Below are 21,879 nucleotides of genomic sequence, written 5' to 3' on the forward strand. Positions count from 1 at the left end.
AGGGGCTCACGGTCCCCGAGCGTGACACGCGTGTGACACAGGGGGGTTGATCAGGAACGGAAGGCAATACCGATCATGGCGAACAGCACGGAAACCCCGGCGGAGCGGGCGCACCGGACCATTCACGCGGGAGGCGAGTGGCTGGCGGCGTCCTCCGGCGCCACCCGCGAGATCCTCGATCCCGCGGACGCCCTGCCGTTCGCCGTGATCGCGGAGGGCGACGAGAAGGACACCGACCTCGCGGTGGCCGCCGCCCGGCGCGCCTTCGACACCGGCGAGTGGCCGCACACCCCGGTCGCCGAACGCGCCGCCCTGCTGCGCCGCGTCGCCGACCTCCTCGTACGCGACCGCGAGCCGCTCGGCCTGCTGGAGAGCCGCGACGCGGGCAAGACCGTCGAGGAGGGCCGGGTCGACATCGACTGCGTCGCCGACGCCTTCCGCTACTTCGCCGACCTGGTCGCCGGCGAGGCCCCCGGCCGGGTCGTCGACGCGGGCTCGCCCGAGATCCACAGCGTCGTCGTGCACGAGCCGGTCGGCGTCTGCGCGATGATCACGCCCTGGAACTACCCGCTCCTCCAGGCCAGCTGGAAGATCGCCCCCGCGCTCGCGGCCGGCAACACCTTCGTGATCAAGCCCAGCGAGATCACCCCGATGACCACCGTCGCCCTGATCGACCTGCTGACCGAGGCCGGCCTCCCCGCCGGCGTCGCCAACATCGTCACCGGTCCCGGCCACAGTGTCGGCGCCCGCCTCGCCGAGCACCCCGACGTCGACCTGGTCTCCTTCACCGGCGGCCTGATCAGCGGCACCAAGGTCGCCCAGGCCGCCGCCGTCACCGTCAAGAAGGTCGCCCTCGAACTCGGCGGCAAGAACCCCAACGTCGTCTTCGCCGACGCATGCGAGACCGAGGAGGGCTTCGACACCGCCGTCGACCAGGCCCTCAACGCCGCCTTCATCCACAGCGGCCAGGTCTGCTCCGCGGGCGGCCGGCTCATCATCGAGGAGTCCGTCCGCGAGCGCTTCGTCGCCGAACTCGCCCGCCGCGCCGCGAAGATCCGCATCGGCCGCGGCACCGAGGACGGCGTCGAGTGCGGCCCGCTCGTCTCCGAGCAGCAGCGCGCCAAGACCGAGGACTACGTCGCCTCGGCGCTGGCCGAGGGCGCCGAACTGCGCTGCGGCGGCAAGCGCCCCGAGCCGTCCCCCCAGCGGCCGGAGAGCGGCTACTTCTACGAGCCGACCGTCCTCGACCACTGCCACCGGGAGATGAGGGTCGTACGGGAGGAGGTCTTCGGACCGGTGCTCACCGTCGAGACCTTCCGCACCGAGGACGAGGCCGTAGCCCTCGCCAACGACACCGAGTACGGTCTGGCCGGTGCCGTCTGGACCGCCGACGCGGGACGGGCTCGCCGGGTCGCGGGCCGGCTCCGGCACGGCACCGTCTGGATCAACGACTTCCACCCCTACCTCCCGCAGGCGGAGTGGGGCGGCTTCGGCAAGAGCGGCGTCGGCCGCGAACTGGGCCCCGCGGGCCTCGCCGAGTACCGCGAGAGCAAGCACGTCTACCAGAACCTCGCGCCGAAGCCCGTCCGCTGGTTCGCCGGCTGACCCCGTCCCGGCCCACCCCACCCCGCCCCCGCCTCACCCGGACCGCCCGGCTCCCCGTCAGCTCACCCTCTGGAGTACGCCCATGCCCGAGACCTCCCACGTCTACGACTACGTCGTCATAGGCGGCGGCACCGCGGGATCGGTGATCGCCTCCCGCCTCACCGAGAACCCGGACGTCACCGTCGCCGTCATCGAGGGCGGCCCCAGCGACGTCGGCCGCGACGACGTGCTGACCCTGCGCCGCTGGATGGGCCTGCTCGGCGGCGAGCTGGACTACGACTACCCCACCACCGAGCAGCCACGCGGCAACTCGCACATCCGGCACAGCCGCGCCCGGGTGCTCGGCGGCTGCTCCTCGCACAACACCCTGATCGCCTTCAAGCCGCTGCCGTCCGACTGGGACGAGTGGGAGGCCGCCGGCGCCGAGGGCTGGGGCGCGGTGCCGATGGAGGCGTACTACGCGCGGTTGAAGAACAACATCGTCCCGGTCGACGAGAAGGACCGGAACGCCATCGCCCGCGACTTCGTCGACTCCGCGCGGAAGGCCCTGGAGGTCCCCCGCGTCGAGGGCTTCAACAAGAAGCCGTTCGCCGAGGGAGTCGGCTTCTTCGACCTCGCCTACCACCCCGAGAACAACAAGCGCTCCTCGGCGTCGGTGGCGTACCTGCACCCGGTGATGGACGACCGCCCCAACCTCACGATCATGCTGGAGACCTGGGCGTACAGGCTCCAGCTCGACGGCGCTCGCGCCGAAGGCGTCCACGTCCGTACCAAGGACGGCGAGGAGATCCTGGTCGAGGCGCGTAACGAGGTCGTCCTGTGCGCCGGCGCCGTCGACTCCCCGCGCCTGCTGCTGCACTCCGGCATCGGGCCGCGCGAGGACCTCGAAGCCCTCGGCATACCGGTGGCGCTCGACCTGCCCGGCGTCGGCGAGAACCTGCTCGACCACCCCGAGTCGGTGATCGTGTGGGAGACCAACGGCCCCATCCCGGACAACTCCGCGATGGACTCCGACGCCGGTCTGTTCGTGCGCCGCGACCCCGAACACGCGGGCCCCGACCTGATGTTCCACTTCTACCAGATCCCGTTCACGGACAACCCGGAGCGCCTCGGCTACGAGCGCCCGGAGTTCGGCGTCTCGATGACCCCGAACATCCCCAAGCCGAAGTCCCGCGGCCGCCTCTACCTGACCAGCGCCGACCCGTCCGTGAAGCCCGCCCTGGACTTCCGCTACTTCACCGACGAGGACGACTACGACGGCCGCACCCTCGTCGACGGCATCAGGATCGCCCGTGAGGTCGCCAAGGCCGAGCCGCTGGCCGGCTGGCTCAAGCGCGAGGTCTGCCCCGGCCCGGACGTCACCGGCGACGAGGAGCTGAGCGAGTACGCCCGCAAGGTCGCGCACACCGTCTACCACCCGGCGGGCACCTGCCGGATGGGCGCCGCCACCGACGAGCAGGCCGTCGTCGACCCCGAGCTGCGCGTCCGCGGCCTGGAGGGCCTCCGCATCGCCGACGCCTCCGTCTTCCCGACCATGCCCGCCGTGAACCCGATGATCGGCGTGCTCATGGTCGGAGAGCGTGCCGTCGAGCTGATCGGCGGTGACGCCCGATGAGCACCACCACCAGCGCCGCTACGCCGCCGGGCACCGACGAGTCCACCGCTCCCGTCTTCTCCGTGGACGGCCTGTGGAAGGTCTTCGGCCCCAAGGCCGCCCGGATCCCCGCCGACCCCGAACTGACCGCCCTGAGCCCGGCCGAGCTGCGCTCGCGCACCGGCTGCACGGCCGCCGTCGCGGACGTCTCCTTCGACGTGCGCAAGGGCGAGGTCTTCGTCGTCATGGGCCTGTCCGGCTCCGGCAAGTCCACCCTCGTACGCTGCCTGACCCGGCTGATCGAGCCGACCGCGGGCGCCATCGCCATCGACGGCGAGGACGTCCGCGCCATGGACAAGTCCCGGCTGCGCGAACTGCGCCGCCACCGCGCCGCGATGGTCTTCCAGCACTTCGGCCTGCTCCCGCACCGCACGGTCCTCGACAACGTGGCCTACGGCCTGGAGGTCCAGGGCATGGGCCGCGCCGAGCGCCGCGAGCGCGCCGCCGCCATCGTCGCCAAGGTCGGCCTGGAGGGCCTGGAGCACCGCAGGCCCGGCCAGCTCTCCGGCGGTCAGCGCCAGCGGGTGGGCCTCGCCCGCGCCCTCGCCGTCGACCCGGAGGTCCTGCTCTTCGACGAGCCGTTCAGCGCGCTCGACCCGCTGATCCGGCGGGACATGCAGGAGGAGGTCGTCCGGCTGCACCGCGAGGAGGGCCGCACGATGGTCTTCATCACCCACGACCTCCAGGAAGCCCTCAAGCTGGGCGACCGCATCGCCCTGATGCGCGACGGCCGCGTCGTGCAGCTCGGCACTCCCGAGGAGATCGTCGGCTCGCCCGCCGACGACTACGTCCGCGAGTTCGTCCGCGACGTCCCGCGCGAGCAGGTCCTCACCGTCCGTACGGCCATGCGCCCCGCGTCCTCGGCCGACGAGGCCGGCACCGGCCCCGCGCTCCGGCCCGACGCCACCGTCTCCGAGGCCATCGAGGCCGTCGCCCGGGCCGGCTCCCCGGCCCGCGTGATGGACGACGGCCGCTGCCTGGGTGTGGTCGACGCGGACGCCCTGCTGTCGGTGGTGGCGGGCACGACGGCCACGGCTGACGCGGCCACCGGCGCGGCTGCGGGCCGTGGTGCCGCCGGGGCGGCACGGGCGGGCGACGGGGGGCCCTCCGCGCGAGCGAAGCCGAGCGTGGGGGAGGCACCGGCCCAGCGCCGTGAGCCGACCACCCCGCCCCCCGCCACCAGCGAGGAGCCGGCGTAATGGCCACGATCACCGCAACGCCCCGGAAGGCAGCCCCGCCGGGCATCCTCACCCACCCCGCCGTACGCAAGCTCCTGGTACTGGCGGTCGCCGCCGCCGTCCTCGTCCCCCTCGCCGTGACCCAGTGGGGCGGCGCCACCTGGCCGTCCGCCCTCACCGTCGACGTCTCCGAACCGCTCGGCGAGGCCAGCGACTGGATCATCGACAACCGCGACAGCCACCCGCTGTTCCTCTACTTCTTCGGCCACGTCAGCAACGTCGTCGTCATCGCCGTACGCGCCGTGTACCTCGCCCTCCTCGCCGTCGGCTGGGCCGGGGTCACCGCGATCGGCGCCCTGGTCGCCTGGCGGGTGGCCGGTGTGAAACTGGCGCTGGGAACCGCCGCGGCGTTCCTGGCGTGCGGCCTGCTCGGCATGTGGGTGCCGACCACGCAGACCCTCGCGCTGATGGTCGTCGCCGTCCTCGCCTCGGTCGCCGTGGGGGCGCTGCTGGGCCTGGCCGCCGGTCTCTCCGACCGGATGGACCGCGTCCTGCGCCCGGTGCTCGACACCATGCAGGTGCTGCCCGCCTTCGCCTACCTCCTCCCCGTCGTCCTGGTCTTCGGCATCGGCGTCCCCGCCGCCGTCCTGGCCACGGTCGTCTACGCCGCCCCGCCCATGGCCCGGCTCACCGCCCTCGGCCTGCGCGGCGCCGACAAGGAGGTCCTCGAAGCCGTCGAGTCGCTCGGTACCACGGCCCGCCAGCGGCTGCTGACCGCCCGTGTCCCGCTGGCCCGCAAGGAACTCCTCCTCGGCGTCAACCAGACGATCATGATGGCGCTGTCCATGGCCGTCATCGCCTCCGTCATCGGTGCCGGCGGCCTCGGCGACCGCGTCTACCAGGCGCTCGCCTCGGTCGACGTCGGCGCGGCCCTCGCGGCCGGCATCCCGATCGTGCTGCTCGCCGTCGTCCTCGACCGCGTCACCGGCGCGGCGGGGGAGCGGCTCGGTGAGACCGGGAAGTCGCCGCTGACCTGGCTGTACGTCGTGGCCGCCGCCGCGGCCGTCGCGGTCGCCGGACGGATCGCCGGCTTCCTCGACTGGCCCGAGGCGTGGGAGGTGGACATCACCGAGCCCGTCAACCGGGCCGTCGACTGGATGACCGCCCACCTGTACTCCGGGGTGCCCGTCATCGGCGGCACCGCCGACTGGGCCGCGCACTTCACCAGCTGGGTCCTCAACCCGGTCCGGGACGGCCTCCAATGGCTGCCCTGGTGGTCCGTACTGCTGATCGTCGCCGCCCTCGCCTGGCTGATCGGCACCTGGCGCACCGCGCTCACCGCCGTCCTCGCCATGGCCGCGATCGGCGTGCTCGGCGTGTGGAACCCGTCCCTGGACACGCTCTCGCAGGTCCTCGCGGCCGTCGCCGTGACCCTGGTCATCGGCTTCGCGACGGGCATCGCCGCCGCCCGCAGCGACCGCTTCGAGCGCGCGCTGCGGCCCGTCCTGGACGTCTTCCAGACGATGCCGCAGTTCGTCTACCTGATCCCGGTCGTCGCCCTCTTCGGCGTGGGACGCGCGCCCGCCGTGGCCGCCGCGGTCGTCTACGCCCTCCCGGCCGTCGTCCGGATCACCGCCCAGGGGCTGCGCCAGGTCGACCCGGCCGCCCTGGAGTCGGCCCGCTCGCTCGGCGCCACCAGCGGGCAGCAACTGCGGCAGGTCCAGCTCCCGCTGGCCCGCCGGTCCCTGCTGCTCGCCGTCAACCAGGGCGTCGTCCTCGTCCTCGCCGTCGTCATCATCGGCGGCCTGGTCGGCGGTGGCGCGCTCGGCTACCAGGTCGTCTTCGGCCTGGCCCAGGGCGACCTGGCGACCGGCCTGGTGGCCGGCGCGGCGATCGTCTGCCTCGGCCTGATGCTCGACCGGGTCACCCAGCCGACCGGACGCCGTACGAAGAAGGGAGCCTGACATGCGGATGCGTACGACCTCCGCCCTCGCGGGCGTGGCCGCGCTGACGCTGCTGACCGGCTGCGGCGCCGCCGACATGACCAAGCAGGCGTCCCCGTTCGCGGGCGCCCAGGGGGCCAGGACGGTGACCCTCTCCGTGCAGTCCTGGGTCGGCGCCCAGGCCAACGTGGCCGTCGCCCAGTACCTGCTGGAGCACGAGCTGGGCTACCGCGTCGACACTGTCCAGGTCGACGAGGTCCCGGCCTGGGACGCGCTCAGCCAGGGGCGCGTCGACGCCATCCTGGAGGACTGGGGCCACCCCGAGCAGGAACAGCGCTACGTCCAGGACAAGAAGACCATCGCCCCCGGCGGCGACCTCGGCGTCACCGGCCACATCGGCTGGTTCGTCCCGACGTACTTCGCGAAGAAGCACCCGGACGTGACCAACTGGAAGAACCTCGACAAGTACGCCGAGCTGATGCGCACCGCGGAGAGCGGCGACAAGGGCCAGCTGATGGACGGCTCACCGTCCTACGTCACCAACGACAAGGCCCTGGTCGAGAACCTGGACCTGGACTACAAGGTCGTCTTCGCCGGCTCCGAGGCCGCCCAGATCACCCAGATCGAGCAGTTCGCCAAGGAGAAGAAGCCCTTCCTGACCTACTGGTACACCCCTCAGTGGCTCTTCGAGAAGGTCCCGATGACCGAGGTGAGGCTGCCGCCGTACAAGGAGGGCTGCGACGCCGACCCGGCGAAGGTCGACTGCGCGTACCCGGTCACCCCGCTGCAGAAGTACCTCAACGCCGACTTCGCGGAGGACGGCGGCAAGGCGGCGGAGTTCCTGAAGAACTTCAAGTGGACGACCGAGGACCAGAACCAGGTCTCCCTCATGATCGCCGAGCAGAAGATGCGGCCGGAGGAGGCCGCGAAGAAGTGGGTGGACAGCCACGAGTCCGTCTGGAAGAAGTGGCTGCCCTGACCCTCACCTCAGCAGTTCCGCCGCGATCTCCCGCACCGCGCCCTCCGCGCGCCGCTGGAGTCCCGGCCCGAACGTGATCCGGGTGGCCCCGAGTTCGCCGAGCCTCCTCAGCTCGGCGGAGGCGGGGCCCTGCCCGGGCCGCCCGCCGACGTTCACCGGCCCCTGGATGCCGGACCGCAGCAGCGGCAGTACGCCGACGGGGGCGCCGATCGGATACACGCAGTCGGCGCCCGCGGCGACGTACAGCGCGGCCCGCTCGATCGCCGCGCCCGGGTCGTCGACACCGCGGACGAACGTGTCGACGCGGGCGTTGACGAACAGCCGGTCCCCGGCCGCCGCCCGCACCTCGGCGAGCCACTCGGCGTGCTCCCGCGGGTCCTTGAGCACCCCGTTCGCGGAGTCCTCCAGGTTGCAGCCCACGGCGCCCGTCTCCAGCAGCCGCTCCACCAGTTCCTCGGGCGCCAGTCCGTACCCGTCCTCGACGTCGGCCGACACGGGCACGTCCACGGCCCGCACGATCCGCGCCACCGCCGCGAACATCTCGTCGGCCGGGGTCGCCCCGTCCTCGTACCCGAGACAGGCCGCCACGCCCGCGCTGGGCGTCGCGAGCGCCGGGAACCCGGCCTCGGCGAAGACGCGGGCGCTCGCCGCGTCCCAGGGCCCGGGCAGGACAAGGGGGTCACCGGGGACCCGGCCGTGGTGCAGGGCGCGGAAGCGGCCGGCCTTGGCCGTCATCCGTGCTGACCCGGCGTGTAGTGACCCGGCGTCAGCCGGCACGTCACGCCGAAGCGGTTCCAGGCGTTGATCACCGTGATCGCGGCGATCAGCTGCGCCAGCTCCGGCTCCTCGAAGTGCTCGGCGGCCTTCTCGTACACCTCGTCCGGCACGAAGCCGTCCGTCAGGACGGTGACCGCCTCGGTCAGCTCGATCGCCGCCAGCTCCTTCTCCGTGTAGAAGTGCCGCGACTCCTCCCAGGCGGCGAGCTGCACGATCCGCTCCACGCTCTCACCGGCCGCCAGTGCGTCCTTGGAGTGCATGTCCAGGCAGAAGGCGCAGTGGTTCAGCTGGGAGGCGCGGATCTTCACCAGCTCCTTCAGTTTCGGGTCCAGCCCCTGGCCCGCGGCCTTCTCCAGCCGCAGCATCGCCTTCCAGACCTCCGGCGCGTGCTTGGCCCACTCCAGGCGGGGGGCCTCCTCGGGGGCGAAGGAGCCGGGGTCGGTGGTGTTCTCGTTCGTCGTCATGGTCTTGAGCCTAGAAGCGATGCAGCCCAGGAGTATGGTCCATTTCCATGGAGAATCCGTGGGCCACTTTCGGCGTCGACCTGCACCTGGACCGCTCCGGCCCCGGGCTGCGCCGCGGTCTCACCGACGCCCTGCGCGAGGCCGTCCGCGGCGGCCGGCTGGCGCCCGGCACCCGGCTGCCCTCCTCGCGCTCGCTCGCCGCCGACCTGGGCGTGGCCCGCAACACGGTGGCCGAGGTCTACGCCGACCTGGTCGCCGAGGGCTGGCTCGCCGCCCGCCAGGGCTCCGGAACCAGGGTCGCCGACCGGACGCCCGCCGCCCCCGACCAGCGCCCGGCACCGCACCGGCGTGAACCGGGCCGACCCGCCTACGACCTCGTCCCCGGCACGCCCGAACTCGCGTCGTTCCCCCGCGCCCGGTGGCTGAAGGCGGCCCGCCGCGCCCTGACCGCCGCCCCCGACCAGGCGCTCGGCTACGGCGACCCGCGCGGCCGGATCGAACTGCGCACCGCCCTCGCCGGCTACCTCTCCCGCGCCCGTGGCGTGCGCGCCGACCCCGACAGGATCGTCCTCTGCGCCGGCTTCCTCGGCGGCCTCGGTGTCCTCGCCGACCTGCTGCGCCGCAGGGGAGCGCGCTCCGTGGCGGTCGAGTCCTACGGCCTGCCCCACCACCGACGGCTGCTCCGGCGCGCGGGCTGCGACACGCCCCCGCTGCCCTTCGACGACCGCGGCACCCGGCCCCTCGACGACGCGGCCGCCGCCCGGGCCGTCCTGCTGACCCCCTCCCATCAGTTCCCCCTGGGCCTGCCGCTGCACCCCGAGCGCCGCACGGCCCTGATCGCCTGGGCCCGCCGCACCGGCGGACTGGTCCTGGAGGACGACTACGACGGTGAGTTCCGCTACGACCGCCAGCCCGTCGGCGCCCTCCAGGGCCTGGACCCCGACCGCGTCGTCTATCTGGGCACCGCCAGCAAGTCCCTCGCCCCCGGCCTGCGCCTGGGCTGGCTGGTGCTGCCGCCGTCGCTGGTCGAGGAGGCCGTGGACGGCATGGCGGGCCGCACTCCGGGCGTCCTGGACCAGCTGACCCTCGCGGAGTTCCTCGGCTCCGGCGACTACGACCGGCATGTCCGGGCCGCCCGCCTGCGCTACCGGCGCCGCCGTGACGCGCTGGTCACCGCCCTCGCCGAGCGCGCCCCCGACGTGCGCGTCACCGGCATCGCGGCCGGACTGCACGCCGTACTCCAATTGCCGCCCGGCACCGAGCAGCAGGCCGTCAGGGCCGCCGCCTGGAACGGCCTCGCCGTCCACGGCCTGTCCATGTTCCGCCACCCGGACGCGGCCGTCGCCCCGCTGGACGCCCTCGTCGTCGGCTACGGCACCCCGCCCGACCACGCCTGGGCGGGGGCCCTGGAAGCGCTGTGCCGGGCGCTGCCGTAGAGTCCACCCGCGGCACGGGCCGTACACTCGACCGGCCCAACTGCCGTACACCTGCGCGGACAACGGGGAGACAAGGAAATGGCGGAGACCCGGCGACGGCTGCGGTCGAGCACGGTGGTGCTCGGCGGCATGGGAGTGCTCGCGGCGGCCCTGAGCGCGTGCGGATCGGACCCCGACCGCCGCTGCGTGGACCGCGACAGCTACGACTACGTCAACGGCTACAAAGTCGTCGCCGACAAGAACTGCAAGTCGGGCTCGTCCGGCGGTTCGTACGGCAAGGGCGGCAAGAAGAGGTCCGGCTCGTCGAAGGTGCCCGACGCCGACTGGTACTACGACGCCGACGTCAGCAACGGCCGGGCCGACTACGGCACCTTCAGCCGCGACGAGGCCGTCGACCGCGGCGGCTTCGGCTGCTCCGGCTCCGGCAGCGGCGGCGGCTGAGGCCGACCGTGGAACGCCGTACCACCGAGCCGCGTCCCGGCTGGCAGCAGACGGTGGAGGAGCAGGGGTGCGTCTACCCCCTCACCCGCCACCCCGACGGCTCCCTGCGCCCCTACTGGGACGAGAGCGGCTACTACGTCTTCTCCCTCCCGGAGGTCGAGGCGCTGGAGGAGGTCGTCGAGGAACTCCACCGCATGTGCCTGGCGGCGGCCGAGCACATCGTCACCGACGGCCGCTTCGCCGACCTCGGCATCACCGACCCGCGGGTGGTCCGGGCCGTCACCGAGGCCTGGCACCGCCGGGCCGAACTCCCCTCCGTCTACGCCCGCTTCGACCTGCGCTACGACGGCACCGGGCCCGCCAAGCTCCTGGAGTACAACGCGGACACGCCGACCTCCCTCGTCGAGGCCGCGTCCCCGCAGTGGTTCTGGATGGAGGAGAGCTTCCCCGGCGCCGACCAGTGGAACAGCCTCCACGAGCGCCTCGTCGACGCCTGGAAGAAGCAGGCCGCCCTCCTCCCGCCCGGCAGCCCGCTGTACTTCGCGAACTCCGAGGCCGACGAACTGGGCGAGGACCTGATGACGGTCGCCTACCTGAAGGAGACCGCCGAGCAGGCCGGCCTGGAGACCGAGTGGATCTCCATGGAGGAGATCGGCTGGGACCGCCTGTCAGGCCGCTTCGTCGACGGCAGGCTCCGCTTCATCCGCAGCGTCTTCAAGCTCTACCCCTGGGAGTGGCTCACCACCGACCGCTTCGCCGGCCACGTCCTGGACACCCTCGACAACGGCGGCGGCACCGGCACCACCCTGTGGATCGAGCCCGCCTGGAAGATGCTGCTCAGCAACAAGGCGCTGCTGGCGATCCTCTGGGAGCTGTACCCGGACCACCCCAACCTCCTCCCCGCCTACCTGGACGGCCCGCGCGAACTGGCCCGCACCACCGGCTACGTCGCCAAGCCCCTGCTGGGCCGGGAGGGCGCCGGCGTCACCATCCACCGCCCCGGCACGGAAGCGCCCCCGCGCACCGGCCTCTGCTGCTACCAGGAGCTGGCCCCGCTGCCCGACTTCGACGGCAACCGCGTCGTCCTGGGCGCGTGGGTGGTGGAGAACGAGTCGGCGGGCCTGGGCATCAGGGAGTCGAGCGGCCTGGTGACGGACGAATACGCCCGCTTCCTGCCCCACGTGATCCTCTGAGGACCGTCGCTCGCATGGTGGACGCCGCGGCCCGGCACTCCGTGCCGCCCGGTAGGCTGCCCGTGGGCCGTGACTGGCGCGCTGGGATGGGACCGACCATCGGGGAGCGGCTCGAACGACGAGTGCCGTGCGCCTGGGCCGACCCGAACGCCGACCACACCGTCCGGAGGTCCCCATGCCCGCAGATCTCACCCCCGAGTCCGTCGCCTACCGAGCCGCGCTCGACGTCATCCGCACGGTCGAGCCCCGCGTCGCCGACGCCATCGGCCAGGAGGTCGCCGACCAGCGCGAGATGCTCAAGCTGATCGCCTCGGAGAACTACGCCTCCCCGGCCACCCTCCTGACCATGGGCAACTGGTTCAGCGACAAGTACGCCGAGGGCACCGTCGGCCGCCGCTTCTACGCCGGCTGCCGCAACGTCGACACCGTCGAGTCCCTCGCCGCCGAGCACGCGAGGGAACTCTTCGGCGCCCGCCACGCCTACGTCCAGCCGCACTCCGGCATCGACGCCAACCTCGTCGCCTTCTGGGCCGTCCTCGGCGCCCGCGTCGAGGTGCCCTTCCTGGAGAAGACCGGCGTCCGCCAGGTCAACGACCTGACCGACGCCGACTGGGCCGAGCTGCGAGCGGCCTTCGGCAACCAGCGCATGCTCGGCATGTCCCTGGACGCCGGCGGCCACCTCACCCACGGTTTCCGCCCCAACATCAGCGGCAAGATGTTCGACCAGCGCTCCTACGGCACCGACCCGGCGACCGGCCTGATCGACTACGAGGCCCTGCGCGCCTCGGCCCGCGAGTTCAAGCCGCTGATCATCGTCGCCGGCTACTCCGCCTACCCCCGGCTGGTGAACTTCCGGATCATGCGCGAGATCGCCGACGAGGTCGGCGCGACCCTCATGGTCGACATGGCGCACTTCGCGGGCCTGGTCGCGGGCAAGGTCCTCACCGGCGACTTCGACCCGGTCCCGCACGCCCAGATCGTCACGACGACCACCCACAAGTCGCTGCGCGGCCCGCGCGGCGGCATGGTCCTGTGCGACGACTCCCTCAAGGACCAGGTCGACCGCGGCTGCCCGATGGTCCTCGGCGGCCCGCTCCCGCACGTCATGGCCGCCAAGGCCGTCGCCCTCGCCGAGGCCCGGCAGCCCGCGTTCCAGGACTACGCCCAGCGCATCGTCGACAACGCCCGCGCGCTCGCGGAGGGCCTGATGCGGCGCGGCGCCACCCTGGTGACGGGCGGCACGGACAACCACCTCAACCTGATCGACGTGGCGTCCTCCTACGGCCTCACCGGCCGCCAGGCCGAGGCCGCCCTCCTCGACTCCGGCATCGTCACCAACCGCAACGCCATCCCGGCCGACCCGAACGGCGCGTGGTACACCTCCGGCATCCGCGTCGGCACCCCGGCGCTCACCACCCGCGGCCTGGGCACGGCCGAGCTGGACGAGGTCGCGGGCCTGATCGACCGCGTCCTGACCACCACCGAGCCGGGCACCACCAAGTCGGGCGCCCCCTCGAAGGCCGCGCACGTGCTCGACGCCAAGATCGCGGACGAGATCTCCCGCCGCGCGACGGACCTGGTGGCGGGTTTCCCGCTCTACCCGGAGATCGACCTGGGCTGAAGCGCCCCGTAAGGGGCGCGGGGCTGTGTCGACATGCGGCTACCGCCGCGCGGGCGCGACCAGCCCCGAACGGCCCGCGGTTCCCCGCGACAGCACCACCCGAGCTCTCTGAGAGAATGGTGCGCATGGCGAATGACCGACCTCGTGTGCTCTCCGGGATCCAGCCCACCGCAGGCTCGTTCCACCTCGGCAACTACCTCGGCGCCGTCCGCCAGTGGGTGGCCCTGCAGGAGTCCCACGACGCGTTCTACATGGTCGTCGACCTGCACGCGATCACGGTCCCGCAGGACCCGAAGGAGCTGCGCGCCAACACCCGGCTCGCCGCGGCCCAGCTGCTGGCGGCCGGACTCGACCCGGACCGCTGCACGCTCTTCGTCCAGAGCCACGTCCCCGAGCACGCCCAGCTCGCCTGGATCATGAACTGCCTCACCGGCTTCGGCGAGGCGAGCCGCATGACCCAGTTCAAGGACAAGTCCGCGAAGCAGGGCGCCGACCGCGCCTCCGTCGGCCTGTTCACGTACCCGGTCCTCCAGGTCGCGGACATCCTGCTCTACCAGGCCGACCAGGTGCCCGTCGGCGAGGACCAGCGCCAGCACATCGAGCTGACCCGCGACCTGGCCGAGCGCTTCAACGGCCGCTTCGGCGAGGCCTTCACCGTCCCCTCCGCGTACATCCTCAAGGAGACGGCGAAGATCTACGACCTGCAGGACCCGACCGCCAAGATGAGCAAGTCGGCGGCCACCCCCAAGGGCCTGATCAACCTGCTCGACGAGCCGAAGGCCACGGCGAAGAAGGTGAAGAGCGCCGTCACGGACACCGACACCGTGATCCGCTTCGACCGCGAGCACAAGCCCGGCGTCAGCAACCTGCTCTCGATCTACTCCACCCTCACCGGTGCGGAGATCCCGGAACTCGAGCAGAAGTACGAGGGCAAGGGCTACGGCGCGCTGAAGACGGACCTCGCCGAGGTCGTGGTGGAGTTCGTCACGCCCTTCCGGGAGCGCACCCAGCAGTACCTGGACGACCCGGAGACCCTCGACGCGATCCTGGCCAAGGGCGCGGAGAAGGCACGGGCCGTCGCCGCGGAGACCCTCGCCCGGGCGTACGACATGCTGGGCCTGCTCCCCGCCAAGCACTGACCGGGGCACCGCCCCGACCACCGTCGCAGCACCGCTCGCGCCCCGGCACGCCGCCGTAGCGCTGCACATCACTCCGGTTGCGCCTGCCCCGGGCACGGTCGTGGCCGTACAGTCGATATCCGGGTGTCCGACACCGCGACATACACCGAGTGACACGTAACGACAGGAGACGACGTGGGGACCGTAACGATCGGCGTGTCGATCGCGGTCCCGGAGCCTCACGGCAGCAAGCTCCAGCAGCTGCGCGCGGGCTTCGGCGACGCCGCTGCTCACGGTATCCCCACGCACGTCACCCTGCTGCCGCCGACCGAGGTCGACGGCGCCGCGCTGCCCGCGATCGAGGCGCACCTGGCGGAGGTGGCGGCGCGCGGCCGGCCCTTCCCGATGCGGCTGTCGGGCACCGGGACCTTCCGCCCGCTGTCGCCGGTGGTCTTCGTCCAGGTGGTCGAGGGCGCCGCGGCCTGCTCCTGGCTGCAGAAGCGGGTCCGCGACACCTCCGGGCCGGTGCCGCGCGAACTGCAGTTCCCGTACCACCCGCACGTCACCGTGGCGCACGGCATCGAGGAAGCGGCCATGGACCGCGCCTTCGAGGAGCTGTCCGACTACGAGGCCCAGTGGCCCTGCACCGGCTTCGCGCTCTACGAGCAGGGCGCCGACGGAGTGTGGCGCAAGCTGCGCGAGTTCCCCTTCGGCAGCGCGACGGTGCCCCCGCAGGCCGGACGCGTGGAGAGCGGCTCCCTGCCCGCCAGGTAGGCCCCCTCAGACCGGCAGCCGCCGGAAGACCGCCCGCGGCAGATGCCGCAGCGCCGACATCACCACGCGCAGCGCGCCCGGCACCCACACCGTCTCCGAACGCCGCCGCAGCCCCAGTTCGATGGCCGCGGCGACCGCCTCGGGCGTCGTGGCGAGCGGCGCCTCCTCCAGTCCGGCGGTCATCCGCGACCGCACGAACCCGGGGCGTACGACCATGACGTGCACGCCCGTGCCGTGCAGCGCGTCGCCGAGGCCCTGCGCGAAGGCGTCCAGGCCGGCCTTGCTGGAGCCGTAGATGAAGTTGGCGCGGCGGGCCCGCTCGCCGGCCACGGAGGAGAGCACCACCAGGGAGCCGTGGCCCTGCGCCTGGAGCGCGCGGGCGCTGACCAGCCCGGCCGAGACCGCGCCGGTGTAGTTGGTCTGCGCGACCCGCACGGCGTTCAGCGGCTCCCGCTCGTCGTGCGCCTGGTCGCCCAGGACGCCGAAGGCCAGCAGCACCAGGTCGATGTCGCCCTCGGCGAAGACCTTGCCGAGCGCCGCCTCGTGGGACTCGGGGTCGAGCGCGTCGAAGGCGACGGTGCGCACCTCGGCGCCGAGGCCGCGCAGCTGCCCGGCCGCCGCGTCCAGGGCGGGGGAGGGGCGGCCGGCCAGCCACACGGTGCGGGTGCGGCGGGCGACCAGCCGGCGCGCGGTGGCGAGCGCGATCTCGGACGTACCGCCGAGGACGAGCAGGGACTGGGGGAGGCCGAAGGCGTCCTTCACGACAGCTCCTAGAGGGTGAGTCGGCGGGAGAGATCGGAGGTGAAGACCCCGCGCGGGTCCAGCTCCGCGCGCAGCGCGCGGAAGTCGTCCAGGCGCGGGTACATCGCGGCGAGCAGCTCCGGCCGCAGCCGGGAGTCCTTGGCGAGGTAGACCCGGCCGCCGGCCTTCGCGACCTCCTCGTCGAGGCCGTCGAGGAAGGTGCCGAGCCCCGGGAGGCCCGCCGGGATGTCCAGGGCGAGGGTCCAGCCGGGCACGGGGAAGGAGAGCCAGCCCGGATCGGCCTCCCCGAAGCGCTTGAGGACGGCCAGGAACGACGGGCAGCGCTGGGCGGAGATGCGTCCCACGACCCGGCGCAGGGCGTCCTCCTGGCCGTGGCCGACGACGAACTGGTACTGCACGAAGCCGTCGCGGCCGTAGATCCGGTTCCAGTGCGGGACGCCGTCCAGGGGGTGGAAGAAGGCGGAGATCCGCTGGAGTTCGCCCCTGCGCGTCCGGGGGGCCTTGCGGTACCAGAGCTCGTTGAAGAGCCCGACCGTGGTCCGGCTGAGCAGGCCCGCGGGGACCAGGTCGGGGGCGGCCGGGAGGCGGGAGGTGCGGAAGGCCAGCGGCTCGCGCCGGGCCCGGTCGGGCAGCGCGTCCAGCGGCGCGTGGTCGCCCCGGGTGAGCACCGCCCGGCCGGTCGCCGCGCCGCGGGCCAGCAGGTCGATCCAGGCGACCGAGTACCGGTAGCGGTGGTCGGTGGCCGTCAGGCGGGCCATGAGGTCGTCGAGGTCGTCGGCGCGCTCGGTGTCGACCGACATCAGTGACGTCTCGACCGGCTGGAGCCGCACGGTCGCGGTGAGGATCACCCCGGTCAGGCCCATGCCGCCGGCGGTCGCGTCGAACAGCGGCGTGCCCCGGTCCACGGTGCGGACCCGGCCGTCGGCGGTGAGCAGCTCGAAGGAGAGCACGTGCCGGGAGAAGGAGCCGGACACGTGGTGGTTCTTGCCGTGGATGTCGGCGCCGATCGCCCCGCCGACCGTCACGTACCGGGTGCCGGGGGTCACCGGCACGAACCAGCCGAGCGGCAGCAGCACCTCCATCAGCCGGTGCAGGGAGACGCCCGCGTCGCACAGCACGGTGCCGCCGTCGACGTCGATGGCGTGGACGCGGTCCAGGGCCGTCATGTCGAGCACGTCGCCGCCGGCGTTCTGCGCCGCGTCCCCGTACGCCCGCCCCAGGCCCCGCGGGATGCCGCCGCGGACGCCGCAGTCGCGGACGGCGTCGGCGGCCTCCTGGAACGTGCGCGGGCGGATCACGCGGGCGACGGTGGGCGCCGTGCGGCCCCAGCCGGTGACGGGAACGGTGTCGGCAGACATGGCGGTGACCGTATCGCCCTCATGTGAACGATTAGTCCCAGAACATCTCAGTGGTCCCCGAAACGGGTGATTAATGGTATGTCGCTCGATATTGCCGGACTTCCCGCGCGGTCGGCGTGAACAGTGAGTCCACATGGACGACCTCGACGACATGGACCACCGGATCGTCACGGCGCTCAGAGCCCGCGGCACGGACCCGCGCGTGGCCGGTGCCGCGCGCGCCCTGTCCTGGGCCGGGGAGCACGGAGCGCTGTGGCTCGCGGCGGGCCTCGCCGGAGCCGCCGTGGACGGCACCCGGCGCGCGGCCTGGCTGCGCGGCACCGCGCTCACCGCGGGCGCCCACCTCGCCAGCATGGGCGTGAAGCGGGTCGTGCGCCGTCCCCGCCCCGCGCACGTCGTACCCCTGGTGCGCACCGCCGGCCGGCACTCCTTCCCCAGCTCCCACGCCACCTCGGCCGCGGCGGCCGCCGTGGCCTTCGGCGCGCTCGGCGTCCACGCCGCCTGGCCGCTCGCCGCCGCGGTGTGCGTCTCCCGGCTGGTCGTCGGCGTCCACTACCCCTCCGACATCGCGGCGGGCGCCGCCCTGGGCGCGCTCACGGCCCGGCTCGGCACCGACTGGATGCGCGGAGGCACCCCGTGACTGACACCGCCGTCCTGCGGCAACGCACCCCCGAACAGCAGCAGGAACCCGCGCCGTCCCGCAGGGCGGGCATCCCGGCGGGCCTGCTGCGGACCGCGCGCCCCCGCCAGTGGATCAAAAACGTCCTGGTCGTCGCGGCTCCGGCCGCGGCCGGCGAACTGCTCTCCTGGCACACCCTGAGCCGGCTCGCCCTGGTCTTCGTCCTGTTCACCGCCTGCGCCGCCGCCGTCTACCTCGTCAACGACGCCCGCGACGCCGAGGCCGACCGCGCCCACCCGGTCAAGCGGCACCGCCCGGTCGCCGCCGGACAGGTCCCGGTTCCGGTCGCCTACGCCGTCGGGGGCGCCCTGGGCGTCCTCGCGCCCGTCGTCGCGGCCTGGCTCTGCCCGCCCGCCGTCGCGGCCCTGCTGACCGCCTACCTCGCCATGCAACTGGCGTACTGCATCAGCCTCAAGCACGTCCTGGTCGTCGACCTCGCCGTCGTCACCACCGGCTTCCTGATGCGGGCGATGATCGGCGGACTCGCGCTCGGCATCCCCCTGTCCCGCTGGTTCCTCATCACGACCGGCTTCGGCGCGCTGTTCATGGTCTCCGCCAAGCGCTACTCCGAAGCGGTCCAGATGGCCGGGAAGGCGGGTGCGACACGCGCGTTGCTCACCGAGTACACCACCGGCTACCTCCGCTTCGTCTGGCAGCTCGCGGCCGGCGTCGCCGTCCTCGGCTACTGCCTGTGGGCCATGGAGGAGGGCGGCGTTCCGCACACCAGCGTGCTGCCCTGGCGCCAGCTGTCCATGGTCGCCTTCATCCTCGCCGTCCTGCGCTACGCCGTCTTCGCCGACCGCGGCACCGCGGGCGAACCCGAGGACGTGGTCCTGCGCGACCGGGCGCTCGCGCTGATCGGCGTGGTGTGGGTGGCGATGTACGGCCTGGCGGTGGCCAATTGGTAGGCGGCCATCCGGCGGGCGCCCGGCGCGAACTGCTGGGTTTCGCCACCACCGGCCTCCTCGCCTACGCCGTCGACCTCGGCCTCTTCATCTGGCTCCGCGGCCCGGCCGGAGCCGACCCGCTCACCGCCAAAGCCCTGTCCTTCGTCGCCGGCTGCTCGGTCGCCTACGCGGGCAACGCGCTCGGCACCTACCGGCACACCCGCCCGCGGGGCCTGCGCCCGTACGCCCTGTTCTTCGCGGTGAACGCCGCCGGTGCCGCCGTACAGCTGCTGTGCCTGGCCGTCAGCCACTACGGCCTCGGTCTCACCTCACAGCGCGCCGACACGGTCTCCGGCGCGGGAATCGGCATGGTCCTGGCCACCATCCTGCGTTTCTGGGGCACAAGGACACTGGTCTTCCGTACCGGGGCGGGAACCGGTGGCACGACGGGATCATGGACCCAGGCGAGCGGGGGCAGAGTCGGATCATGGACTGGCTGAAGAAGCTCCCCGTGGTCGGGCCGTGGCTGGCGCGGCTGATGACCACGCACGCGTGGCGTTCGTACGAGCGGCTGGACCGGGTGAAGTGGACGCGGCTCGCCGCCGCCATGACCTTCACCAGCTTCGTCGCGCTCTTCCCGCTGCTCAGCCTGGCCGCCGCCATCGCCGCCGCCACGCTCACCAAGGACCAGCAGGACCAGCTCCAGGACAAGATCGCCGAGCAGATCCCCGGCATCTCCGACCAGCTCAACATCCAGAGCCTCATCGACAACGCCGGCACCGTCGGCCTCATCGCCGGCGCCCTGCTGCTGTTCACCGGCATCGGCTGGGTCGACGCCACCCGGGGCTGCCTGCGTGCCGTGTGGGAGCTGCCCGACGAGGAGGAGAACCCCGTCCTGCACCGGGCCAAGGACGCGGGCGTCCTCGTCGGGCTCGGCGGCGCGCTCCTGGTCACCGTCGCCATCTCCACCGTCGCCTCGGCGCTGGTCGGCTGGATCATCCGGCAGCTGGGCATCGCCGAGGGCGGCTTCGGCGGGGTGCTGCTCTACGTCGCCGCGTTCGTCGTCGCCGTACTCGCCGACTTCCTCCTGCTGCTGTACGTGCTGACCCTGCTCCCCGGCGTCCAGCCCGCGCGCCGCCGCCTGGTGGTGGCGGCACTGATCGGCGCGATCGGCTTCGAGCTGCTGAAGCTGTTGCTGAGCGGCTACATGCAGGGCGTCGCCGCGAAGAGCATGTACGGCGCCTTCGGCGTCCCCGTCGCCCTGCTGCTGTGGATCAACTTCACCTCGAAGCTGGTGCTGTTCAGCGCCTCCTGGACGGCGACGGGAAGCAAGGCGGAGGAAGTGGAGAGTGCCGAGGAGGCCGACGAACCGGGCGTCACGGGCGCGTCCGGCGACGGACCAGGTCCGGCAGCGGCCACTTCCGGTTGATCAGGAACGCGCCGCCCGCGAGCAGGACCAGCAGCCCGCCGGTGATGCCGGCCGCGACCCCGATGCCGCCGGCGCCGTCCGCGGCCGGGGCGGCCGCCACCGGCTGCGTGCCCGCCGCGCCCTTCCCGGTGCCGCCGGCCTCCCCGGAGGAGCTCGAACCAGGCTGCGGGCTCTCCTGGGCGGCACTCCTCGGCGGCACCAGCTCACCCACCGGCTGCACCTTGCCGGCCGCCTTGAAGCCCCAGTCGAAGAGACGGGCGGTCTCCTTGTAGACCTCGTTGTGCTCGTCCTTCTCCGGGTTCATCACCGTGACGAGCAGTACCTTGCCGCCCTGCTCGGCGACGCCCGTGAAGGTGTAGCCCGCGTTGGTGGTGTAGCCGTTCTTCACGCCCGCGATGCCCGGGTAGACGCCGACGTCCGAGTCGCCGGCGAGCAGCCGGTTGGTGTTCTGGATCTCGAAGGGCTTGCGGGACGTCTTGCCCTTCTTGTTCTTCTTCGTCTCGCCCGGGAACTTCGCGCTGACCGTCGAGGCGTACTCGCGGAAGTCCTTCTTCTGCAGCCCCGAACGGGCGAACAGCGTCAGGTCGTACGCCGAGGAGACCTGCTTCGGCGCGTCGTAGCCGTCGGGGCTGACGACGGTCGTGTCGAGGGCCTGCAGCTCCTCGGCGTGCTCGTTCATGTCCTTGACGGTCTCGTCGACACCGCCGTTCATCGCCGACAGCACGTGCACGGCGTCGTTGCCGGAGCGCAGGAAGACACCGAGCCACAGGTCGTGGACGGTGTACGTCTCCTCCTCCTTGATGCCGACCATGCTGGAGCCGGCGCCGATGCCCGCGAGGTCCGAGGGGGCCACCTTGTGCTGGGTCGTCTTCGGCCACTTCGGCAGCAGGGTGTCGGCGAACAGCATCTTCAGCGTGCTCGCCGGGGCCAGCCGCCAGTGCGCGTTGTGCGCGGCGAGGACGTCGCCGGACTCGGCGTCGGCCACGATCCACGAACGGGCGGTGAGGTCCTTCGGCAGCACGGGCGCCCCGCCCGCCAGATCCACCTGCGTCCCGGGCTTCCCGAGCCGCGCGCCGCCCACGGTCGACATCGACGCGGGCGGGGTGGCCGACGGGCTCGCCGAGGCACTCGCCGAAGGGCTCGGGGCGGCGAGCGCGGTGGGCGAGAGGAGAGCGAGAGCGGTCAGGGCGGCGGAGGTGACCGTCAGGGATCGCCTGACGGCCTTCTTGGGTGCGGGCACGAGCGAGAACGTACCTCCCGGGAGCGACGCCTTCACACCCCCCTCCCGACCCCGCGCACGGATCCGGACACCGTGCGGCGATACTGAAACCATGAAGCTCAGCCGCCCCGTCTCCTGGTTCCTGCTCGCTTTCGGGGTGTGGAGCTGGATCATCTGGATCACTTTCGTCAAAAACCTGGCCAAGGACGGCAGCGGGCTCGCTTTCGAGGACGGCGACCCCACGGCGTACTTCTGGGTGCACCTGCTGCTCGCCGTCGTGTCCTTCGTATTGGGGACGGTCGTCGGGGTCATCGGGTTGCGTGGACTGCGCGCACTGCGCCGAACGTCATAACTGAGGGGAT

Annotated in this window: 21 protein-coding genes and 1 riboswitch; of the genes, 16 read left to right on the top strand and 5 right to left on the bottom strand. The window is 72.7% G+C overall.

Annotation, left to right across the window (positions count from 1 at the left end; genetic code table 11):
- Positions 1 to 75 precede the first annotated feature (75 nt).
- The 5 genes from ACIQ6R_RS01855 to ACIQ6R_RS01875 all read left to right on the top strand — a co-directional run bounded on the left by ACIQ6R_RS01855 (position 76) and on the right by ACIQ6R_RS01875 (position 7,359).
- Complete coding sequence (locus ACIQ6R_RS01855) at positions 76 to 1,605, top strand: aldehyde dehydrogenase family protein (protein WP_404218076.1); 1,530 nt, start codon at positions 76 to 78, stop codon at positions 1,603 to 1,605.
- 82 nt (positions 1,606 to 1,687) lie between these two features.
- Complete coding sequence (locus ACIQ6R_RS01860) at positions 1,688 to 3,220, top strand: GMC family oxidoreductase (protein WP_404218078.1); 1,533 nt, start codon at positions 1,688 to 1,690, stop codon at positions 3,218 to 3,220.
- Positions 3,217 to 4,458: a glycine betaine/L-proline ABC transporter ATP-binding protein gene (locus ACIQ6R_RS01865; RefSeq protein ID WP_404218080.1), complete on the top strand. Its 1,242-nt coding sequence runs from the start codon at positions 3,217 to 3,219 to the stop codon at positions 4,456 to 4,458. Before ACIQ6R_RS01860 ends, ACIQ6R_RS01865 begins: the two co-directional genes overlap by 4 nt.
- The gene (locus tag ACIQ6R_RS01870) at positions 4,458 to 6,401 is read left to right on the top strand and encodes an ABC transporter permease (protein ID WP_404218082.1); all 1,944 of its coding nucleotides are present in this window, start codon (positions 4,458 to 4,460) and stop codon (positions 6,399 to 6,401) included. Before ACIQ6R_RS01865 ends, ACIQ6R_RS01870 begins: the two co-directional genes overlap by 1 nt.
- A 1-nt stretch (position 6,402) precedes the next feature.
- On the top strand, positions 6,403 to 7,359 hold the full coding sequence (locus ACIQ6R_RS01875) for an ABC transporter substrate-binding protein (RefSeq protein ID WP_404169295.1): 957 nt from the start codon (positions 6,403 to 6,405) through the stop codon (positions 7,357 to 7,359).
- 3 nt (positions 7,360 to 7,362) lie between these two features.
- Here the strand turns inward: ACIQ6R_RS01875 and ACIQ6R_RS01880 are convergent, their stop codons facing one another.
- Positions 7,363 to 8,094 (bottom strand): isocitrate lyase/phosphoenolpyruvate mutase family protein, encoded by a 732-nt coding sequence (locus tag ACIQ6R_RS01880; protein ID WP_404218084.1) that lies wholly within the window; start codon positions 8,092 to 8,094, stop codon positions 7,363 to 7,365.
- Positions 8,091 to 8,600 carry a carboxymuconolactone decarboxylase family protein gene (locus tag ACIQ6R_RS01885; RefSeq protein WP_404169300.1) on the bottom strand — a complete coding sequence of 170 codons (510 nt, stop codon included), beginning with the start codon at positions 8,598 to 8,600 and terminating at the stop codon, positions 8,091 to 8,093. Before ACIQ6R_RS01885 ends, ACIQ6R_RS01880 begins: the two co-directional genes overlap by 4 nt.
- Positions 8,601 to 8,647: 47 nt before the next feature.
- Here ACIQ6R_RS01885 and ACIQ6R_RS01890 point away from each other — a divergent pair, with 47 nt between their 5' ends.
- From ACIQ6R_RS01890 to ACIQ6R_RS01915, 6 genes are all read left to right on the top strand, one after another.
- Positions 8,648 to 10,036, top strand: a complete 1,389-nt coding sequence (locus tag ACIQ6R_RS01890; protein WP_404218086.1) for a PLP-dependent aminotransferase family protein — start codon at positions 8,648 to 8,650, stop codon at positions 10,034 to 10,036.
- 78 nt (positions 10,037 to 10,114) lie between these two features.
- Positions 10,115 to 10,477 (top strand): hypothetical protein, encoded by a 363-nt coding sequence (locus tag ACIQ6R_RS01895; protein WP_404218088.1) that lies wholly within the window; start codon positions 10,115 to 10,117, stop codon positions 10,475 to 10,477.
- Positions 10,478 to 10,485: 8 nt separating this feature from the next.
- Positions 10,486 to 11,670 (top strand): glutathionylspermidine synthase family protein, encoded by a 1,185-nt coding sequence (locus ACIQ6R_RS01900; protein ID WP_404218090.1) that lies wholly within the window; start codon positions 10,486 to 10,488, stop codon positions 11,668 to 11,670.
- Positions 11,671 to 11,729: 59 nt separating this feature from the next.
- A riboswitch (ZMP/ZTP riboswitch) is annotated at positions 11,730 to 11,816 on the top strand.
- A gap of 29 nt (positions 11,817 to 11,845) precedes the next feature.
- Complete coding sequence (locus tag ACIQ6R_RS01905; RefSeq protein WP_404218092.1) at positions 11,846 to 13,291, top strand: glycine hydroxymethyltransferase; 1,446 nt, start codon at positions 11,846 to 11,848, stop codon at positions 13,289 to 13,291.
- A 125-nt stretch (positions 13,292 to 13,416) separates the two neighbouring features.
- Positions 13,417 to 14,430: a tryptophan--tRNA ligase gene (gene trpS, locus ACIQ6R_RS01910; protein WP_404169315.1), complete on the top strand. Its 1,014-nt coding sequence runs from the start codon at positions 13,417 to 13,419 to the stop codon at positions 14,428 to 14,430.
- A gap of 174 nt (positions 14,431 to 14,604) precedes the next feature.
- Positions 14,605 to 15,183, top strand: a complete 579-nt coding sequence (locus tag ACIQ6R_RS01915) for a 2'-5' RNA ligase family protein (protein WP_404169318.1) — start codon at positions 14,605 to 14,607, stop codon at positions 15,181 to 15,183.
- Between the two features lie 6 nt (positions 15,184 to 15,189).
- Here the strand turns inward: ACIQ6R_RS01915 and ACIQ6R_RS01920 are convergent, their stop codons facing one another.
- Positions 15,190 to 15,945 carry a decaprenylphospho-beta-D-erythro-pentofuranosid-2-ulose 2-reductase gene (locus tag ACIQ6R_RS01920; protein ID WP_404218094.1) on the bottom strand — a complete coding sequence of 252 codons (756 nt, stop codon included), beginning with the start codon at positions 15,943 to 15,945 and terminating at the stop codon, positions 15,190 to 15,192.
- An 8-nt stretch (positions 15,946 to 15,953) separates the two neighbouring features.
- The gene (locus tag ACIQ6R_RS01925) at positions 15,954 to 17,303 is read right to left on the bottom strand and encodes an FAD-binding protein (protein WP_404218096.1); all 1,350 of its coding nucleotides are present in this window, start codon (positions 17,301 to 17,303) and stop codon (positions 15,954 to 15,956) included.
- Between the two features lie 133 nt (positions 17,304 to 17,436).
- Here ACIQ6R_RS01925 and ACIQ6R_RS01930 point away from each other — a divergent pair, with 133 nt between their 5' ends.
- From ACIQ6R_RS01930 to ACIQ6R_RS01945, 4 genes are read left to right on the top strand one after another with little or no spacing between them, the layout of a single operon-like run.
- Positions 17,437 to 17,943, top strand: coding sequence for a phosphatase PAP2 family protein (locus ACIQ6R_RS01930; RefSeq protein WP_404169327.1), 507 nt, complete (start codon positions 17,437 to 17,439; stop codon positions 17,941 to 17,943).
- Positions 17,940 to 18,890, top strand: a complete 951-nt coding sequence (locus ACIQ6R_RS01935; protein WP_404169330.1) for a decaprenyl-phosphate phosphoribosyltransferase — start codon at positions 17,940 to 17,942, stop codon at positions 18,888 to 18,890. The genes ACIQ6R_RS01930 and ACIQ6R_RS01935 overlap by 4 nt, the downstream gene beginning before the upstream one ends.
- Positions 18,884 to 19,369: a GtrA family protein gene (locus tag ACIQ6R_RS01940; RefSeq protein WP_404169333.1), complete on the top strand. Its 486-nt coding sequence runs from the start codon at positions 18,884 to 18,886 to the stop codon at positions 19,367 to 19,369. Before ACIQ6R_RS01935 ends, ACIQ6R_RS01940 begins: the two co-directional genes overlap by 7 nt.
- A complete protein-coding gene (locus ACIQ6R_RS01945; protein WP_404169336.1) occupies positions 19,357 to 20,298 on the top strand; it encodes a YihY/virulence factor BrkB family protein in 942 nt (313 codons plus the stop codon). The genes ACIQ6R_RS01940 and ACIQ6R_RS01945 overlap by 13 nt, the downstream gene beginning before the upstream one ends.
- On the opposite strand, the gene ACIQ6R_RS01950 is transcribed toward ACIQ6R_RS01945, so the two are convergent.
- Entirely contained in the window at positions 20,246 to 21,538 is a 1,293-nt protein-coding gene (locus ACIQ6R_RS01950) for a D-alanyl-D-alanine carboxypeptidase family protein (RefSeq protein ID WP_404169339.1), read from the bottom strand. The genes ACIQ6R_RS01945 and ACIQ6R_RS01950 overlap by 53 nt on opposite strands.
- A gap of 91 nt (positions 21,539 to 21,629) precedes the next feature.
- Here ACIQ6R_RS01950 and ACIQ6R_RS01955 point away from each other — a divergent pair, with 91 nt between their 5' ends.
- Entirely contained in the window at positions 21,630 to 21,869 is a 240-nt protein-coding gene (locus tag ACIQ6R_RS01955) for an SCO4848 family membrane protein (protein WP_404218098.1), read from the top strand.
- The last annotated feature ends 10 nt before the right edge of the window (positions 21,870 to 21,879 follow it).

Source organism: Streptomyces sp. NPDC096048, assembly GCF_044763415.1.
GTDB lineage: Bacteria > Actinomycetota > Actinomycetes > Streptomycetales > Streptomycetaceae > Streptomyces.

Coding starts and splice junctions, on each gene's coding strand:
- ACIQ6R_RS01930 (WP_404169327.1), top strand. CDS start 17,437: ATGGACGACCTCGACGACATGGACCACCGGATCGTCACGGCGCTCAGA.
- ACIQ6R_RS01870 (WP_404218082.1), top strand. CDS start 4,458: ATGGCCACGATCACCGCAACGCCCCGGAAGGCAGCCCCGCCGGGCATC.
- ACIQ6R_RS01880 (WP_404218084.1), bottom strand. CDS start 8,094: ATGACGGCCAAGGCCGGCCGCTTCCGCGCCCTGCACCACGGCCGGGTC.
- ACIQ6R_RS01895 (WP_404218088.1), top strand. CDS start 10,115: ATGGCGGAGACCCGGCGACGGCTGCGGTCGAGCACGGTGGTGCTCGGC.
- ACIQ6R_RS01945 (WP_404169336.1), top strand. CDS start 19,357: ATGGACTGGCTGAAGAAGCTCCCCGTGGTCGGGCCGTGGCTGGCGCGG.
- ACIQ6R_RS01855 (WP_404218076.1), top strand. CDS start 76: ATGGCGAACAGCACGGAAACCCCGGCGGAGCGGGCGCACCGGACCATT.
- trpS (WP_404169315.1), top strand. CDS start 13,417: ATGGCGAATGACCGACCTCGTGTGCTCTCCGGGATCCAGCCCACCGCA.
- ACIQ6R_RS01865 (WP_404218080.1), top strand. CDS start 3,217: ATGAGCACCACCACCAGCGCCGCTACGCCGCCGGGCACCGACGAGTCC.
- ACIQ6R_RS01890 (WP_404218086.1), top strand. CDS start 8,648: ATGGAGAATCCGTGGGCCACTTTCGGCGTCGACCTGCACCTGGACCGC.
- ACIQ6R_RS01875 (WP_404169295.1), top strand. CDS start 6,403: ATGCGGATGCGTACGACCTCCGCCCTCGCGGGCGTGGCCGCGCTGACG.
- ACIQ6R_RS01885 (WP_404169300.1), bottom strand. CDS start 8,600: ATGACGACGAACGAGAACACCACCGACCCCGGCTCCTTCGCCCCCGAG.
- ACIQ6R_RS01955 (WP_404218098.1), top strand. CDS start 21,630: ATGAAGCTCAGCCGCCCCGTCTCCTGGTTCCTGCTCGCTTTCGGGGTG.
- ACIQ6R_RS01860 (WP_404218078.1), top strand. CDS start 1,688: ATGCCCGAGACCTCCCACGTCTACGACTACGTCGTCATAGGCGGCGGC.
- ACIQ6R_RS01905 (WP_404218092.1), top strand. CDS start 11,846: ATGCCCGCAGATCTCACCCCCGAGTCCGTCGCCTACCGAGCCGCGCTC.
- ACIQ6R_RS01925 (WP_404218096.1), bottom strand. CDS start 17,303: ATGTCTGCCGACACCGTTCCCGTCACCGGCTGGGGCCGCACGGCGCCC.